Below are 15,817 nucleotides of genomic sequence, written 5' to 3'. Positions count from 1 at the left end.
CTAGGTCGCGAAGGAGTCGACGATCCGTTCCAGGACGGCGGTTACCTGTTCGGTGGCGGCCTCGCGATCGTCGGCGGCGGCGACGTAGAGCGCCGCCTCGTCGAGCGCGCCGATCGCGACGTGGGCCAGCGGGCGGGTCGGCTGCTCGACCGCCTGGCCCGTGGCGATCGCGGCCGCGATCAGACCTTCGACGAGTGCGAATCCGAATTCTTCACCGCGAGCACGCCATTCACTCCATCCGAGCACTGACGGCGCCTCGACGAGCGTGATCCGATGCACCTCCGGCTCGGTGCACAGCCGCAGGAACAGACGCATACCCGCCTTCAGCGCGGCGAGCGGGTCCTCGCCGGCGCGCTCCCCCACGGCCGCCGCGATCTGCGCGACGATCGACTGTTCCACGTCGTCGTAGACGGCGACGAACAGCCCTTTCTTGTCGTCGAACTGGTGGTAGAGCGCACCGCGCGTCACGCCGGCCTCGGCGACGATCTCCTGGGTGCCGACGTCGGCGAAGCCGCGTTCGCCGAACAGCTTCCGGCCGGCGTCGATCAACGACGCGCGGGTCGCCGCGGTCCGCTCGGCCTGGGTACGACGGTTGACTTTCATACAGGTTGCACGTAACTTTCGTACTAAGTGTTCGTAAGTTACCGAGTCTACGAGAAGCGGGTCTCGCCATGACGACTGCATTGCCGACCGTCGAACTTCCGTCCGGCGTCATCGAGTACGCGACCTACGGTCCGGACGACTCGACGCATCCGCCGATCGTGTTCGTCCACGGGGCCGTGGTCGACCACCGGCTGTGGGAGCCGACGGCACGGTTGCTCGCCGAGCGCGGATTCCGGTGCCATGTGCCCCTCATGCCGCTGGGCTCGCACCGCATCCCGCTCGGACCCGGAACCGACCGCTCGCCGCGCGGGATGGGCACGCTCCTACGTGAGTTCGTCGACCGGTTCGGCCTGTCGGGCGCGACCCTCGTGGCCAACGACTCCGGTGGCGCCATCACCCAATTCGCTCTCGACGACGATCCCGCGTTCGTCAGCCGGCTGGTCTTCACCAACTGCGACGCCTTCGATCTCTTTCCGCCGCAGCCGTTCCGGTTGTACTTCGCGCTGATGAAGCACCGACTCCTGCTCAAACCCCTGGCCGAGGCGATGCGCCTGCGTGCACTGCGCCATTCCGCGCTGGGCGTCGGTCTGCTGTTGAACGATCCCGACCCCGACCTCACCGGCTCGGTCTTCGAACCGCTGCAGCGCGACGTACGCATCCGCAACGACTTCATCGCGTTCCTCCGCGGCATCCGCCCCGCCGAACTGGCGCAGATCACCCCACGGATGTCGCGCGTCGACCTCCCGGTCCGAATGGTGTGGGGTCGCGACGACCGGTGTTTCACCCCGGCCCACGGACGCCGCCTGGCCGCCGTCTTCCCGGGCGGGGCGCCGTTCGTCGAGGTTCGCGACGCCCGGACCTTCGTCTCACTCGACCAGCCACAGATCCTGGCCGACGAGATCATCGAGCTCACCGTCGGAGAACGCACCGCTCCGTGACCGCCCGGAGAACGGCGCAAGTTTTTTTCGCCACGGGCGTCGGATCATCGGGTCCGGCCGCGACGATAGAGATGTGAGCAGCGACCAACCGGTTTCTTCGGCCCGGGGACCAGAGGGATTGCTGGCGGTCTACGACCAGGCACTGCCGGAGGTGTACGGCTTCGTCGTGCGGCGCTGCACGGATCGTCGTACCGCCGAGGACGTCACCTCGGAGACCTTCCTGGCCGCCATGGACTCCGTCCGACGACGCCGCGACACCGAACCGACCACTCCGTGGCTCATCGGGATCGCGCGGCACAAACTCGCCGACCACTGGCGACGTGCACAGCGCACGCCGGAACCGGTCGACGACCTGCCCGACCACGGGGACGACCCGTGGGACACCGAACTCGACCGGATGGTCGCCCATCACACGCTCGGCCAGTTGTCGCCGATCCACCGTTCGGTGCTGACGCTGCGCTATGTCGACGATCTCCCCGTCGGCGAGTGCGCGGAGATTTTGGGCCGCACGGTCGGCGCCACCGAGGCGCTTCTCACCAGGGCCAAGCGGGCGTTCCGCGCCGCCTACCCCGAAACACAACCCCAGCCCAGCGGGAGAGGAGGTCACGCATGAGCACCCGGAACAGCTCGCGCTTCGACGCAGCACGAGATCCGCTGCACGTCCTGAACGCAGCGCGCACGCCGGGCTTCGACGATCCGGTCCGTCCCGACCTGGATTTCGCCGCCGCGCTGCGGGACCGCCTCGAGCGCGGGGCGACCCTACCCGAAGGAGTCGTCATGGCCACCGCAACACAACTCGACGCAACCGAGACCGTCCGGACCGAGGCGCCCGCCCGACCGGAACCGACGGTCGAACGCCCCGGCGCCCTCCCGTATCTCGTCGTCGCCGAACCGCAGGCCGCGATCGACTGGTACGTCGACACGCTCGGCGCCCGGCTGCGCGGCGAGCCGATCGTGATGTCCGACGGCGTGATCGGTCACGCCGAACTCGAACTGGGCGGCGGCGCGGTCTATCTCGCCGCCGAGTTCCCGGACCTCGGACTCCGGGCGCCCGCACCCGGACAGGTCTCGGTCAGCCTGATGGTCGCCGTCGACGACACCGACGACGCGGTCGCCACGGCCGCCCGCGCGGGAGCCGCGGTGACCCGAGAGCCGTACGAAGCCCACGGCACCCGCACCGCGGTCATCATCGACCCGTTCGGGCATCGGTGGATGCTGAGCGGTCCGTCGAAGACCGTGGGTACCGAGAAGGTCCATCAGGGCGACATCGGTTACATGTCCCTGAACACGCCCGACGCCGCCCGCGCCCGACGCTTCTACGCCGACGTCCTGGGCTGGGAGTTCGACGCCGAGGGCCGACGCGTCACCAACGTCGGCCATCGCCTCGGCATCTTCGAGACCGACGGCGCACCGACGATCTTCTGCGCGCACGCCGTCGACGACCTCGAGGCCGCACACGAGCGCATCGTCGCAGCGGGCGGGCGGGGCGAGTTCGGTTCGAGCCCCGACGGTCATCGCCTGGTCGACGCCGTCGACGATCAGGGCGTTCGGTTCGCGGTCTACGCCGCGAACCCCGACGACGAACGGCCGCAGGCACACCCGCGCGACCCCGGGGCCATGACCTACCTGACGGTGTTGACGCCCGACAGCGGACGCTTCCGCGCGTTCTACGGATCGGTCCTCGGCTGGACGTTCCACGGCGGACGCATCGACGACGGCTGGGAGGTCGACGACTCGCGACCGCAGGTCGGGCTCGCGGGCGGCGCCGAGAGCTCGGTGGCGGTGCCGATGTGGACGACCGACGACGTCGTGGCCACGGTCGAACGTGTCCGGGCCGCGGGCGGCACGGTGCTCGAGGAACCGAACGCGGCCCCTTACGGCATCTCGGCGCGGTGCACCGACGACCAGGGCGCTCAGTTCTACCTCGGTCAGTTGTTCTGAGTCACCCCACGGTCAACCCGACGACGAGCACCGCCACCGCGGCGGTGGTCAGCACGGACCGCACGATGTTCCACGGCACCCAGACGGCGGTGAACCGCGTCCAGACCCGCACCGCCTCGTCGCCGCGGACAACGCCCGCGGCGTCGAGGCGGTCATTGGCCGGGACGTTGACGACCATCGTGATGACGACACCGAGCGCGGTCAGGACCGTCGCGGTAAGGACCCACCATCGGAGCCCGGAACCCCACGAGACCCAGACGGTCAGCGCGCCGAACACCACGCCGCCGCCGAAGATCACCGCGAAGAGCGGGTTGAGGATGGCGCTGTTCATCCGCTGCATCGCCGCGACCGCGACGTCGGCGCCGGCCCGGGTCAGACCCGGGATCACGGCATAGCCGAATCCCGCCAGTACGCCGGCACTGAGGCCGGCGGTCACGACCGTCAGGGTCACCAACACATCACGCAACAGGTCCATGGGAACAGTCCAGTGCCCTGCGGGCGCGAAAACCATGACCGGACCGGCGAATTTCCTGCTCCGCCGTCCGGCTCCCGGCTCCGGAGCGGCCACCACCGTCATGGTTGACTCTTACCCATGTCCTCTCGCTCCCGCGTCCGGGCCCTGTCCGCGCGTCTGCCCTTCGGCATCGGGACCGTCGTCTTCGCTCTGTGCGCCGCACTGGTCGTGACCGGCGGCGTGGTGCTGGCGAGCGGCACCGCCCAGACCGACGACGGCGACTACGCCTACGGCGAGCTGCGCGGCTACGAACGCGAACCGGGGACCGCCTGGACGATCGTCGGGCAGGAGGATCTACCGGACCACTCCGGCGAGGTCACCATCGAGATCGCCGACACCTCCGACGAGGGATGGCTCATCACCTACCCCTCCGGGCTGGGGCGCTCGTTCATGATGGTGGACCGGCGATCGGGAAACCTGCTGTGGGACAGCCCCATCAACGCGGGGCAGGGCGACTGCGCGGTCAACGAAGCCGGCCAGGTCGGTTGCGCGGTACAGCTCGGCACCCCACTCGAGGACGGCTTCTACCTCGTCGACGACGGCGGCATCCCTACCCGCACCGCCGAATACCTGGACACCAAATCGGTGGAGGGCCTCGGCAACAACTTCCTGCGCGTCAACCGGGTCGGGCACCAGGTCACCCTGAACACGCCGGCCGGCAACGGCATCTGGGCTCGGACCTTCGCGGCGCCGGTCGTCGGTATCGAGGTCACCGGCGACACCGTGGTCAACAGGACCGCCGACGCGAGCGAGCACCTGGTCAACCCCGCCACCGGTGAGGACCGTATCGGTTGCGATCAGTGCAGCATCAAGCTCTACCCGACCGGGGTGACCGTCGACCACCAGACGCACGGCGAGGAGAAGGTGGTCACCTACGCCACCGTCAACGGCCGGGTGGACGCCGATCCGGTCGCCGAGGCCGACGGTCTGAGCGTGCTGCCCGGGCCGTCGACCCTCCCGGTCCTGAACGCGGCGAACCTTGTCTTCGCCGCCGAGGGGCAGTACGAGGTCCGCGACCCGGCACGTCCGGGGGCGCTGTGGCAGATCCGCGACGGCGAACTGTCCAAGGCCAATGCCATCGCGTGCGGGTCCCTCGTGAACTTCGGCCGCCTGGACGGTTCGCGGACGACCTACGCGCTCGCCGACGGCACGCACATCGGCAGCGGACCGCCGCCGGGACCGCAGCAGCCGATCCTCGCCAACCCGCGGTGCGTCGGGTCCAGCGGCACCACCATGGTCGTCGTCAACCAGGGCCTGCTGACCGGGCTCACCCCGGCGAACACCGCGGCCTGGGAGCGCGGCCTGTCCTCCCCCGGACTCGTGCGGGTCGTCGACGGATACATCGTCGTCAGCGAGGGCAGCACCCTGTCGATGCTCCGTCCGAACTGACCCCGCCGTTTCCCTGAACCCGAGGGTCTCAATCCCTCTTGTGGGCCGTTTCACATGCCGGGCCGAGCTTCCGGGCTCACCTGCAAGGACACGAATCGGTGGCGGTGTCCAGACCTGAATTGATCACGACAAGGTAACGCTTTGCTCACGGCCGCGTGTACGGTCGGCTCGATTCCGCAAGCACGAACCACGAGATGTACACGCGAGGTCGATCAGTTTTGGGTAAGCACTCCAAGCCACGGAAGAAGTCACGCACACCGTTGTGGGCCACCGCCCTGCTGCCGGTGGGCGTTTTGGCCGGCGCGGCGACCGCCGGGGCCGAACTCTCCGGCAATACGCTGGCCCCCACGCCGGTGTCCGCGCCGCAGGTGACGTCCGAGGCCCCGACCACGCCACCGTCCGTGACGCCGGCTGTGAAGGCCCACCCGCTGGCACCCACTCCCCCGCCGCCGCCGGTTCGGCCGGCCAGCGTCACCACCGGTGCGGTCCCGGTGACCAACTACGACGCGTATGAGGCGGCCGCGAAGTCCGTCACGAGCACCCACCCGCGCTGCGGCATCGACTGGAAGGTCATTGCCGGGATCGGCCGGGTCGAGTCCCACCACGCCGATCAGGGCAACGTGAACCCCGACGGCGTCCTGCGCAGCGCGATCTTCGGTCCGCGCCTCGACGGCTCCCTCGCCGGCAACCAGGTCATCGGTGACACCGACGGCGGCGAACTCGACGGCGACCCGGTCTACGACCGCGCGGTCGGCCCGATGCAGTTCCTGCCGTCGACGTGGAAGATGTACGCCGCCGACGGCAACGGTGACGGCAAGTCCGACCCGCAGAACATCTTCGACGCTGCGCTGACCACCGCGAACTACCTGTGCGACGACAACCTCGACCTGCGCGACTCGTCTTCGTTGGTGACCGCCGTCCTGCGGTACAACAACTCGATGGAGTACGTGAACAAGGTCCTCGGGTTCGCCCGCGAATACTGATCCCGCTACCTCACCAGGACCCTTCGTGACGCGCCCTCCGCAAGCTCCGGGCGCTCCTCAGGGAGCGGTAGGCGACGCTCGCGCCACTTACAAATGCAGGGAGCGCCCACCACCGGTTTGAAGTCGGGGAGCACCCACCACCGCTCCCTCAAGTCGAGGAACGCCCACCACTGCTCCCTGAAGTCGAGGAACGCCCACCACTGCTCCCTGAGGTGCGAGGAGCGCAAGCGACGAGCCACGAAGGGTCCGGCGACTGAGCTTGCGAGACCCTTCGTGACGCTCGCAAGCTCGCTCCTCAGGGAGCGAGGTGAGGCACTCGCAAGCTCGCTCCTCAGGGAGCGAGGTGAGGCACTCGCAAGCTCGCTCCTCAGGGAGCGAGGTGAGGCGCTCGCAAGCTCGCTCTTCAGGGGCGCTCGTCGGCTCGCGCGTCGTTCCTAGTCCTGCGTCATAAACGCTTGCAGCGCAGCCGAATACATCGGCACGTCGTCGGCACCCATGAGCTCACGCGCGGAGTGCATCGCGAGCTGCGGCGCGCCGACGTCGATCGTGGTGAGACCGGTGCGTGACGCCGTGATCGGCCCGATCGTCGACCCGCACGGCAGATCCGCGCGATGGACATATCGCTGCATGGGGACGCCCGCGGCGTCGCACGCGAGCGCGAAGACGGCCTCTCCCACCGCATCCGACGCATAGCGCAGGTTCTGGTTCACCTTCAGCACCGGTCCGCCGCCGATCGAGATGCGGTGCCCGGGTTCGTGGCGCTCGGGATAGTTCGGGTGGGTCGCGTGGGCCATGTCGCCGGACAGGCAGACGCTCGCGGCCATCGTCTGGAGGAAGTCCGCGCGGGATCCCCCGCGCGCGAGCACGATTCGTTCGCAGATCGACCCCAGGAAGTCCGAGGCGGCACCACGCTCGGAACCGCTGCCGACCTCCTCGTGGTCGAACAGCACCAGCATCTTCGTGTGCGCCGACGAGCCGGCGTCGAGCAGCGCGCGCAGACCCGTGTAGCAGGTGCCCTGGTTGTCCAATCGCGGTGCGCTGAGCAGGTTTCCGTCGGCTCCGATGATCGCCGACGGCGCGACGTCGTGGGTCATGAGTTCCCAGCCGAGGAGCGCGTCCGGGTCGATGCCCGCGTACTCCGACACCCAGCCGAGGACGTCGGGGACGTCGTCGCCGATTCCCCACACCGCGTTGACATGCCGCTGCGGATCGAGCGACACGCCCTTCCGGTCCTCGGACAGGTGGATGGCGAGTTGGGGTACCCGCACCACCGGTTCGGTCACATGAACCAGCGTGTGCGCCACCGAGTTCCCCGATCGGTACGCGAGGCGGCCGGAGAGGCCGAGATCGCGGTCGAGCCAGGAATTGAGCCAGGCGCCGCCGTAGGGTTCGAGGGCGACCATCGCGACTCCGGCCGACGAGCGGTCAGGATGCTGCTTGAGCCGCAGGTTGGGGCTGTCGGTGTGTCCGCCGACGATGCGGAAGGCGCCGGTCTGCCCGGTCTCCCACGCGATGATCGAGCCGCCGCGGATGACGTAGTACCGCGCCGACGGGGCGTCGAGACCGGCGTCTGCCCATGGCTGATCCTCGAACAGCCGCGTGTACCCGGCGCTTTCGAGTTCGCGGGCCACCGTCGCGCAGACGTGGAACGGCGACGGCGAGGCGTCGACGAACTCGCCGAGGCCGCGTGCGGTCGCGCTGGTCGGAATCCTGGCGGACGCACTCATCGACGAACGCGCATTCACGCCGAGGCGAGGACCGAGTCGATCGCCGAGTAGAACAGGCCGAGGCCGTCGTCGCTGGGTCCGGTGAGCGGCTCCGTGGCGTGCTCGGGATGCGGCATCAGGCCGACGATCCGCCCGTTAGGGCTCGAGATACCGGCGATGTCGAGGGACGAACCGTTCGGGTTCCGCTCGGGGAACCGGAACACGACGAGTCCCTCGCCCTCGAGCTCCTCGAGCTTGCGCTGCGAGGCCACGTAACGTCCTTCGCCGGACTTGAGCGGGATGAGGATCTCCGCACCCTGCTCGAAGCGGGTCGTCCAGGCCGTGGTGTTCGACTCGACGCGCAGCCACTCGTCCCGGCAGATGAAGTGCAGGCCCTCGTTACGGGTCAGGGCACCCGGCAGCAGCCCGGCCTCACAGAGCACCTGGAAACCGTTGCAGATACCCAGGATCGGCATCCCCTTGCCGGCGGCCTCGACGACCGATCCCATCACCGGAGCGAAGCGGGCGATGGCCCCCGCGCGCAGGTAGTCGCCGTAGGAGAATCCGCCGGGGACGATGATCGCGTCGACGCCCTTCAGGTCGGCGTCGCCGTGCCACAGGGCGACCGGCTCGGCGCCGGCCAGCCGGACCGCGCGGGCGGCGTCGACGTCGTCGAGGGTGCCGGGGAAGGTGATGACCCCGATTCGTGCTGTCATGTGCTGCTCTCTACTCCGCGACGCGCGAGACGTTGAAGTTCTCGATGACGGTGTTGGTCAGCAACTCCTCGGCGATGCGCTCGAGCGTCGTGTCGTCGACCGTGTCGTCGACCTCGAGCTCGAAGCGCTTGCCCTGACGGACGTCGCCGATCCCACTGAACCCGAGCCGGCCCAGGGCGCCGACGATGGCCTGCCCCTGCGGGTCGAGAATCTCGGCTTTGGGCATCACGTCGACCACCACTCGCGCCATGGACCGCTCCTCAATGTCTGCTGGTCGGTTGTCGCCTGACCGGTGTTCTCCCGATCAGTTCACGCCGGCCAGCTTACCGGGTGCACCAAATCGGCTCAGAGCACGGATTCGATGGCGGCGACGACCGTCGGATCGGTCGGCTCGGTGCGCGGACGGAAGCGGTTGACCACCTCACCGTCGGCGTTGACGAGGAACTTCTCGAAGTTCCACTGGATGTCGCCGGCCTCCCCGTCGGCGTCGGCGTGCCGGGTGAGTTCGGCGTAGAGCGGGTGACGCGCCTCGCCGTTGACGTCGGTCTTCTCCAGCAGCGGGAAGGTCACCCCGTAGGTCGCCGAGCAGAAGGTCGCGATCTCCTCGGCGGTACCCGGCTCCTGCCCCATGAACTGGTTGCAGGGCACTCCGACGACGGTGAGTCCCTTGTCTCCGTACGTCTTGGCGAGTTCCTCCAGGCCGGCATACTGCGGCGTGAGGCCGCACTTGCTGGCGACATTCACCACGAGCAGCGGTCCGCCGAAGTCCTTCAGCGAGACGTCGGAGCCGTCCAGAGCGGTAACGGGGATGTCCTTGATGTTGGCCATGGCTGCCAGATTAGACGGCGCCCGCGCCGCCTTCGGGAGACCCGGGTCACAGGTGCCGCCACGGTATGCGCAAGGTCACCGTTAATTGCGTTTCGGCAATAGTTGCATTCGGGTTAGCATCTTTCGGTGTCCGGAGAATGCAGGTCGAACAGCGGCGCCGACGAGTCGGTGAACGCTGCGTCGTCGGCGCTCAACGCCTTCCTCGAGCGGCTCCTCGATCTGAGCCGGCCCGAGGCGCTGGAGAGTCTGGCGGCAAGCGAGGTCACGTTCTCGCAGCTCCGGATCCTCTCCACGCTTGCATGCCAACCCGGGCCGATGCCGGTCAACGCGATCGCCGATCACGTTCACCTGTCCCTCGCGGCCGCCGGCCGGACGGTGGACAAGCTGGCGACCGGAGGTCTCGTCGACCGTCGAGAGGACCCGTCCGACCGTCGGGTCAAGCGCATCTCCCTCACCGACGCGGGCCGGCGCTACCTCGAGACCCATCTGGCCGTGAAGCGCGGGACCATCCGACACTTCGTCGCCAACCTGCCCGCAGACATGCGCGACAACCTCTGCGCGGCACTGCGTCCCATCGTCGACGACGGCGTCGACCATTTCTGTCTGCCCACCGACGGACGGCAGGCCTCGTGACTCCCTCTCCTACCTCGTCGCTCCCTGATCTCTGACCACCGACCCTCACGGGGTCGAACGAGCCCACAGACTTCTCTGCCGCGGATGGCCGCGGCACGCCCATTTCTCGCCCGACCGATAGGAACACGCGAATGACCTCATCCACAGGTGGCCACCTGCACGACGGCCCACCCGACACCAAGTTGGACCGTCACGTCCTGCTGGTCGCGGGCGTGGTCGTGCTCGGCGCGATCATGTCGATCCTCGACGTCACCGTGGTGGCGGTCGCCCAGAACACCTTTCAGCAGGAGTTCGGCACCGACGCCGCGGGCGCCGCCTGGACCGCGACCGGTTACACCCTGGCACTGGCGGCGGTGATCCCGTTGTCGAGTTGGGCGGCATCGCGTTTCGGCACCAAGCGCGTCTACCTCGTCTCGCTGGTCCTGTTCACGGTGGGTTCGGTGTTGTGCGCGCTGGCGCCGAACATCGGCATGCTCGTGGCCTTCCGCGTGATCCAGGGACTCGGCGGCGGCATGCTGATGCCGATCGGCATGATGATGCTGACCAAGGCGGCCGGTCCCGAGCGGGTCGGTTCGGTCATGGCCGTGCTCGGTATCCCGATGCTCCTGGGTCCGATCTCGGGCCCGATCCTCGGCGGCGTCCTCATCGAGCAGCTGAGCTGGCACTGGATCTTTCTGATCAACGTCCCGATCGGCATCATCGCGCTGGTCTACTCGTGGATCGTCCTGCGCGACGACGCGGAGACCAGTCGCCCCTCGATCGACGTCGTCGGTCTGTTGCTCCTGTCGCCGGGGCTCGCGTTGTTCCTGTTCGGTATCTCCTCGAGCGCCGAGCACCGCACGTTCGTCACGGCATCGGTTCTGGTGCCGACCATCATCGGTGCACTGCTGATCGTGGCCTTCATCGTGCACGCCCTGCGCAAGAAGAACCCGCTGCTCGACCTGCGGCTCTTCGCGAACCGCACACTGAGCATCTCCGTCATCACGATGGTGCTGTTCATGGTCGCGTTCTTCGGTGCGGCGCTGCTGTTCCCGCAGTACTTCATCGGCGTGCGCGGCGAGTCCACGTTGACCGCCGGTCTGCTGCTGGCCCCGCAGGGCATCGGCGCCATGCTCACCATGCCGATCACCGGCCGTCTCACCGACAAGATGGGTCCGGGCAAGTTCGTGCTCGCCGGCATCGTCCTGATCGTGCTGGGTCTGAGTACGTTCATGTTCCTCGGCGCCGAGACCTCGTACTGGCTGATCTGCGGTTCGCTGTTCGTGCAGGGTCTCGGCATGGGCATGACGATGATGCCGATCATGTCCGCGGCCCTCGCGACCCTCAGCAACCCGCAGGTCCCGGACGGTTCGACGCTGCTGAACGTCATCCAGCAGTCGGCCACGTCGATCGGTACGGCCGTCATCTCGGTGATCCTGGCCAGCAGCCTGGCTAGCCGACCCGAGGCGGGACTGGCGATCATGGCGAACACCTCCGACGATCCGCTGCCGCCGGGCGTGCCGAACCCGTTGCCGGAGTCGTTCTTCGAGACCGCGGCGGACGTGTTCTCGAGCACGTTCACCATCTCGGTGGTCCTGATCGTCCTCACCCTGATCCCCGCGTTCTTCCTGCCCCGCAAGAAGATCGCGTCGCCCCTCACCGAAGAGGACATGGACCGCGGTCCGATCATGATGCACTGATCATCTCCTGCTGATCGCAACCAAAGCCCCACCGACTTCCGGGTCGGTGGGGCTTTGTGGTTTCGACAAGCTCAACCAGCGGAAGGGTGAGCTCAACCAGCGGAAGGGTGAGCTCAACCAGCGGAAGGTGAGCTCAACCAGCGGGAGTATCGAGCGCGCCCGACTGCTGCAGGATCCACGCGATCTCGAACGCGACCTCTTCCCACTGCTTGTAGCGTCCGCTGACGCCGCCGTGGCCGGCGGACATCTCGGTCTTGAGCAGTACCGGGTTGTCCGAGGTGGTCTTCTCCTGCAGTCGTGCAACCCATTTCGCCGCCTCGGTGAACAGCACCCGGGTGTCGTTGAGCGAGGTCAAGGCGAGGATCGGCGGATACGGCTTCGCGTCGACGTTCTCGTACGGCGTGTAGGTCTTCATGTACTCGTAGACCTTCGGGTCGTGCAGCGGGTCACCCCACTCGTCCCACTCGATCACCGTGAGGGGCAACGACGGATCGAGGATCGAGTTCAGCGCGTCGACGAACGGCACCGACGCCAGGATCCCGTTGAACAACTCGGGAGCGAGATTCGCGACCGCACCCATCAGCAAACCGCCCGCGGACCCGCCCTCCGCGACCATCTGCTGCGGTGTCGTCCACCCGGTGTCGACGAGATGCCGTCCCGCGGCCACGAAGTCGGTGAATGTGTTCCGCTTGCTGAGTTCCTTGCCGTTCTCGTACCAGTAGCGACCCATCTCCCCACCACCGCGGATGTGCGCCAGGACGAACACCATGCCGCGATCGAGCATCGACAGTCGCGCCACCGAGAAGTACGGGTCGATACTCGCCTCGTAGGAGCCGTAGCCGTAGAGGAGCAGGGGCGCCGGCTTGGCGGCGTCGGTTTCCTTGCGCCGCACCACCGACAGCGGGATCCGGGTGCCGTCCTCGGCAACGGCCCACTCCCGCGACTGCACGTAGTCGGCCGGGTCGTAACCGCCGAGCACCGGCTGCCGCTTGAGCAGGGTCCGCTCGCCGGAGGCGACGTCGAGCTCGAACAGTTCCGCCGGTTCGATGAAACTGCCGTATCCGATGCGGAGCCTCGGGGCACGCCATTCCGGGTTGGCGCCGAGGCCCGCGGAGCCGAGTTCCTGGTCGAACGTCACCTCGCGGAAATCCGATTCGACCGGTATGCCGTCGATCTGCCGCAGATCGGCGATCGCGAGACGCGGCAACGCATCTCGGCGGTAGGACAGGACCAGGTAGTCGGCGAAGGCGTCGAGGTCCTCGATCCGGCGTTGCGGGTCGTGCGCGATCAGCGGACGACGGTTCGACGGGTCGGCGACCGGCGCGAGGTCGATGGCGAAGTTCTCCGCCTTCTGCCCGCCGCGGACTTCGTTGTGCACGATGACCAGATAGTCCTCGCCGCCGATGACGGCGTGCTCGACGCTGTACTCGACCCCGTCGACCCGCGGTGCGACGCTGCGGAATTCACCCGTCGGGTCGTCGGCGGCGAGCAGGTAGCTCTCCGAGGTGATCTTGGACCCGACGCCGATGACGAGGTACTTGTCGCTCCGGGTGGTGCCCATCCCGACCCAGAACCGCTCGTCGGGCTCGTGAAAGACCTTGACGTCGGCCGTCCCGGCACCGATGTCGTGGCGCCACACCGTGTCCGGGCGCCAGGCGGCGTCGACTGTCGAGTAGAACACGTGCCGGGCGTCCGCCGACCACACCGCACCCCCCGATGTGTCGCGAACCTCGTCGGGGAGGAGTTCCCCGGTGCGAAGGTCCTTGACGCGCAGGGTGTATCGCTCGTCCCCGACGATGTCGGTGCTGTAGGCGAGCCAGTTGCCGTCGTCGCTGACGGTCAGCGCCCCGAGACTGAAGAAATCGTGACCCTCCGCCTCGACGTTGGCGTCGAGCAGGATTTCCTCGCCGGGCAGCGGGTCGTCGCCCACCTCTGGCGGGGTCCAGTCGTCCTCGGACCGGATCGGGCAGCGGCACGACGTCGAGTACTGCTTGCCCTCATGGGTTCGCCCGTAATACCAGTACCGCCCGCGCCGGTTGGGCACCGACATGTCGGTTTCCTTGGTGCGGCTCTTGATCTCACCGAAGATCTGCGTGCGCAGGTCCGCCAGCTGCGCGGTGTGCGATTCGGTGAAGGCGTTCTGCGCCTCCAGGTACGCGATGACCTCCGGATCGTCCTTGTCGCGCAACCATTCGTAGTCGTCGACGAAGGTGTCACCGTGGTGGGTGCGTTCGGTGGGCACCTTCTTGGCCACCGGCGCGGTGACCGGCGCGGCGTTCATGATGGTCTTCTCGTCGGTCATCAGATCACCTTTGCATCGGGCCAGTCCGCGAAGGACTTTCGCGAGATCCATTCGTAGGCATCGATATAGCGCTGCCTCGTACGGTCGACGACGTCGTCGGGCAACGGCGGCGGCGCGACATCGGAGGCCCGGTCCCACCCGGATTCGGCACCGGTGAGCCAGTTCCGCACGATCTGCTTGTCGAAGCTGGGCTGCACCTTGCCGGCCTCGTAGGTGGCGGCCTCCCAGTACCGCGACGAGTCGGGGGTGAGCACCTCATCGGCCAGGACGAGTTTACCGTCGGCCCCGCGGCCGAACTCGAATTTGGTGTCGGCCAAGATGATCCCGCGCTGGGCGGCGACGGCGGCGCCGCGGGCGTAGATGTCGAGGGTGGCCGATCGTAGCGCCTGCGCCAACTGCTCCCCCTCCTGCTCGACGACCCGCTCGAAACTGATGTTCTCGTCGTGCTCACCCTGCTCGGCCTTGGTGGCCGGCGTGAAGATCGGTTCGGGGAGCTTGCTCGCCTCCGCCAGTCCCGCCGGCAGTTCGACGCCGCACACCGACCCGGTCGCCTGGTAGTCGAGCAGGCCCGACCCGGTCAGGTAGCCGCGGGCGACGCATTCGACCTGCACCATCGGCAGTCGACGGACCACCATCGACCGGCCCACGACCGACGCCGGGATCCGTTCGTCGGTGGGGCCGCCGGCCAAATGGTTGGGCACGCCGAGCTCGTCGAACCAGTAGAAGCTCATCGCGGTCAGGATGCGCCCCTTGTCGGGGATCGCGGGACTGAGGATGTGGTCGTAGGCCGAGATCCGGTCGGACGCCACCAGCAGCAGGGTGTCGGCGTCGATCTCGTAGATCTCGCGGACCTTCCCCGACGCCAGATGACGGTAGGACTGCAGTTCAGGACGCATGGACTCGACCCTAGAGGGTGAGGTGACCCCGCGGGGCGGCAGGGACCACCCGTCCGGCCGTGGGTCCCGGGGTCTGCGATCCTGGACCGATGAGCGAGCCGCACATCACCATCACCTACTGCACGCAGTGCAACTGGCTGCTGCGGGCGTCGTGGATGGCCTCGGAACTGCTGAACACCTTCGGCACCGAGATCGGCTCGGTGACCCTCGTCCCCGGCACGGGCGGGGTGTTCGCCATCGACGTCGACGGCACCCAGATCTGGGAACGCAAGCGCGACGGCGGCTTCCCCGGTGCTCCCGAACTCAAGCGTCGCGTGCGCGACACCGCGCTCCCGGACTGGAACCTCGGCCACTCCGACGTCTCGACCCCCGAGTGACAGAGCCGACCTTCTGCTCCCTAAGAGACTGCTGAAATAGTCGGCGTCGTTTCGGTGTGGGGTGAGCGGGTTTGCCTGGTGGGCTGGGATCCTGGTGGGTATGCAGGGTGAGCCGGATCGTCAGGGTGAGTTTCTGGATGTGAACTCGGTCGTCGGGCATTTGCTGGCCGAGGGCAGTGTGTTCGCGTTTTTGGCTGCTCATCGCGAGCAGTTGTTCCCTGCGGAGATGTTCGCGGACCTGTTTCCCAGCGGCCGGGGCCGTCCGTCGATCCCGCCGGCCACGATGGCGTCGGTGATCGTGCTGCAAACGCT

The 15,817-nt window shown here is 67.9% G+C and carries 16 protein-coding genes and 1 pseudogene; 9 read left to right on the top strand and 8 right to left on the bottom strand.

What is annotated here, in order from left to right; translation table 11 throughout:
• Positions 1-603 carry a TetR/AcrR family transcriptional regulator gene (locus A9310_RS01595; RefSeq protein ID WP_065629110.1) on the bottom strand — a complete coding sequence of 201 codons (603 nt, stop codon included), beginning with the start codon at positions 601-603 and terminating at the stop codon, positions 1-3.
• Between the two features lie 68 nt (positions 604-671).
• On the opposite strand from A9310_RS01595, the gene A9310_RS01590 reads away from it, so the two are divergent.
• The 3 genes from A9310_RS01590 (at position 672) to A9310_RS01580 (ending at position 3,482) form a co-directional block, all read left to right on the top strand.
• Positions 672-1,541, top strand: a complete 870-nt coding sequence (locus A9310_RS01590; RefSeq protein ID WP_065629109.1) for an alpha/beta fold hydrolase — start codon at positions 672-674, stop codon at positions 1,539-1,541.
• A gap of 73 nt (positions 1,542-1,614) precedes the next feature.
• Positions 1,615-2,154 (top strand): RNA polymerase sigma factor, encoded by a 540-nt coding sequence (locus A9310_RS01585; RefSeq protein WP_175404299.1) that lies wholly within the window; start codon positions 1,615-1,617, stop codon positions 2,152-2,154.
• Positions 2,151-3,482 carry a VOC family protein gene (locus A9310_RS01580; RefSeq protein ID WP_065629108.1) on the top strand — a complete coding sequence of 444 codons (1,332 nt, stop codon included), beginning with the start codon at positions 2,151-2,153 and terminating at the stop codon, positions 3,480-3,482. Before A9310_RS01585 ends, A9310_RS01580 begins: the two co-directional genes overlap by 4 nt.
• A gap of 1 nt (position 3,483) precedes the next feature.
• Here the strand turns inward: A9310_RS01580 and A9310_RS01575 are convergent, their stop codons facing one another.
• Complete coding sequence (locus tag A9310_RS01575; protein WP_065629107.1) at positions 3,484-3,957, bottom strand: DUF1772 domain-containing protein; 474 nt, start codon at positions 3,955-3,957, stop codon at positions 3,484-3,486.
• Positions 3,958-4,074: 117 nt separating this feature from the next.
• Here A9310_RS01575 and A9310_RS01570 point away from each other — a divergent pair, with 117 nt between their 5' ends.
• Positions 4,075-5,385 (top strand): hypothetical protein, encoded by a 1,311-nt coding sequence (locus A9310_RS01570; protein WP_065629106.1) that lies wholly within the window; start codon positions 4,075-4,077, stop codon positions 5,383-5,385.
• 218 nt (positions 5,386-5,603) lie between these two features.
• A complete protein-coding gene (locus tag A9310_RS01565; protein WP_065629105.1) occupies positions 5,604-6,368 on the top strand; it encodes a lytic transglycosylase domain-containing protein in 765 nt (254 codons plus the stop codon).
• A gap of 434 nt (positions 6,369-6,802) precedes the next feature.
• Here the strand turns inward: A9310_RS01565 and A9310_RS01555 are convergent, their stop codons facing one another.
• From A9310_RS01555 to A9310_RS01540, 4 genes are all read right to left on the bottom strand, one after another.
• A complete protein-coding gene (locus A9310_RS01555; RefSeq protein ID WP_065629286.1) occupies positions 6,803-8,095 on the bottom strand; it encodes a M18 family aminopeptidase in 1,293 nt (430 codons plus the stop codon).
• A 14-nt stretch (positions 8,096-8,109) separates the two neighbouring features.
• The gene (purQ, locus tag A9310_RS01550) at positions 8,110-8,790 is read right to left on the bottom strand and encodes a phosphoribosylformylglycinamidine synthase subunit PurQ (RefSeq protein WP_058251220.1); all 681 of its coding nucleotides are present in this window, start codon (positions 8,788-8,790) and stop codon (positions 8,110-8,112) included.
• Positions 8,791-8,800: 10 nt separating this feature from the next.
• Positions 8,801-9,040, bottom strand: a complete 240-nt coding sequence (gene purS, locus A9310_RS01545) for a phosphoribosylformylglycinamidine synthase subunit PurS (protein WP_010844201.1) — start codon at positions 9,038-9,040, stop codon at positions 8,801-8,803.
• Positions 9,041-9,135: 95 nt separating this feature from the next.
• A complete protein-coding gene (locus A9310_RS01540) occupies positions 9,136-9,618 on the bottom strand; it encodes a glutathione peroxidase (protein WP_058251221.1) in 483 nt (160 codons plus the stop codon).
• Between the two features lie 126 nt (positions 9,619-9,744).
• On the opposite strand from A9310_RS01540, the gene A9310_RS01535 reads away from it, so the two are divergent.
• Both A9310_RS01535 and A9310_RS01530 read left to right on the top strand, forming a co-directional pair.
• The gene (locus A9310_RS01535) at positions 9,745-10,251 is read left to right on the top strand and encodes a MarR family winged helix-turn-helix transcriptional regulator (RefSeq protein ID WP_065629103.1); all 507 of its coding nucleotides are present in this window, start codon (positions 9,745-9,747) and stop codon (positions 10,249-10,251) included.
• Positions 10,252-10,382: 131 nt separating this feature from the next.
• Entirely contained in the window at positions 10,383-11,930 is a 1,548-nt protein-coding gene (locus A9310_RS01530; protein WP_065629102.1) for a DHA2 family efflux MFS transporter permease subunit, read from the top strand.
• 133 nt (positions 11,931-12,063) lie between these two features.
• On the opposite strand, the gene A9310_RS01525 is transcribed toward A9310_RS01530, so the two are convergent.
• Together A9310_RS01525 and A9310_RS01520 are read right to left on the bottom strand one after the other, a co-directional pair.
• Positions 12,064-14,232, bottom strand: coding sequence for a S9 family peptidase (locus A9310_RS01525; protein ID WP_065629101.1), 2,169 nt, complete (start codon positions 14,230-14,232; stop codon positions 12,064-12,066).
• The gene (locus A9310_RS01520; RefSeq protein ID WP_065629100.1) at positions 14,232-15,128 is read right to left on the bottom strand and encodes a phosphoribosylaminoimidazolesuccinocarboxamide synthase; all 897 of its coding nucleotides are present in this window, start codon (positions 15,126-15,128) and stop codon (positions 14,232-14,234) included. The genes A9310_RS01525 and A9310_RS01520 overlap by 1 nt, the downstream gene beginning before the upstream one ends.
• Before the next feature lie 89 nt (positions 15,129-15,217).
• Here A9310_RS01520 and A9310_RS01515 point away from each other — a divergent pair, with 89 nt between their 5' ends.
• Positions 15,218-15,505, top strand: a complete 288-nt coding sequence (locus A9310_RS01515; RefSeq protein ID WP_065629099.1) for a SelT/SelW/SelH family protein — start codon at positions 15,218-15,220, stop codon at positions 15,503-15,505.
• Positions 15,506-15,605: 100 nt separating this feature from the next.
• Positions 15,606-15,817 (top strand): annotated as a pseudogene (locus A9310_RS01510) (IS5/IS1182 family transposase); the annotation flags it as partial.

It is taken from the genome of Gordonia sp. UCD-TK1, from assembly GCF_001691435.1.
Lineage (GTDB): Bacteria > Actinomycetota > Actinomycetes > Mycobacteriales > Mycobacteriaceae > Gordonia > Gordonia hongkongensis.
The sequence above is the reverse complement of the archived record's forward strand: the minus strand, read 5'-3'. Positions and strand labels throughout refer to the sequence as shown.

What these genes read in the sequence shown, in the direction of transcription:
- A9310_RS01555 (WP_065629286.1), bottom strand. Translation starts at nt 8,095, where the DNA reads ATGAGTGCGTCCGCCAGGATTCCGACCAGCGCGACCGCACGCGGCCTC.
- A9310_RS01575 (WP_065629107.1), bottom strand. Translation starts at nt 3,957, where the DNA reads ATGGACCTGTTGCGTGATGTGTTGGTGACCCTGACGGTCGTGACCGCC.
- purQ (WP_058251220.1), bottom strand. Translation starts at nt 8,790, where the DNA reads ATGACAGCACGAATCGGGGTCATCACCTTCCCCGGCACCCTCGACGAC.
- purS (WP_010844201.1), bottom strand. Translation starts at nt 9,040, where the DNA reads ATGGCGCGAGTGGTGGTCGACGTGATGCCCAAAGCCGAGATTCTCGAC.
- A9310_RS01515 (WP_065629099.1), top strand. Translation starts at nt 15,218, where the DNA reads ATGAGCGAGCCGCACATCACCATCACCTACTGCACGCAGTGCAACTGG.
- A9310_RS01580 (WP_065629108.1), top strand. Translation starts at nt 2,151, where the DNA reads ATGAGCACCCGGAACAGCTCGCGCTTCGACGCAGCACGAGATCCGCTG.
- A9310_RS01570 (WP_065629106.1), top strand. Translation starts at nt 4,075, where the DNA reads ATGTCCTCTCGCTCCCGCGTCCGGGCCCTGTCCGCGCGTCTGCCCTTC.
- A9310_RS01540 (WP_058251221.1), bottom strand. Translation starts at nt 9,618, where the DNA reads ATGGCCAACATCAAGGACATCCCCGTTACCGCTCTGGACGGCTCCGAC.
- A9310_RS01525 (WP_065629101.1), bottom strand. Translation starts at nt 14,232, where the DNA reads ATGACCGACGAGAAGACCATCATGAACGCCGCGCCGGTCACCGCGCCG.
- A9310_RS01530 (WP_065629102.1), top strand. Translation starts at nt 10,383, where the DNA reads ATGACCTCATCCACAGGTGGCCACCTGCACGACGGCCCACCCGACACC.
- A9310_RS01520 (WP_065629100.1), bottom strand. Translation starts at nt 15,128, where the DNA reads ATGCGTCCTGAACTGCAGTCCTACCGTCATCTGGCGTCGGGGAAGGTC.
- A9310_RS01590 (WP_065629109.1), top strand. Translation starts at nt 672, where the DNA reads ATGACGACTGCATTGCCGACCGTCGAACTTCCGTCCGGCGTCATCGAG.
- A9310_RS01595 (WP_065629110.1), bottom strand. Translation starts at nt 603, where the DNA reads ATGAAAGTCAACCGTCGTACCCAGGCCGAGCGGACCGCGGCGACCCGC.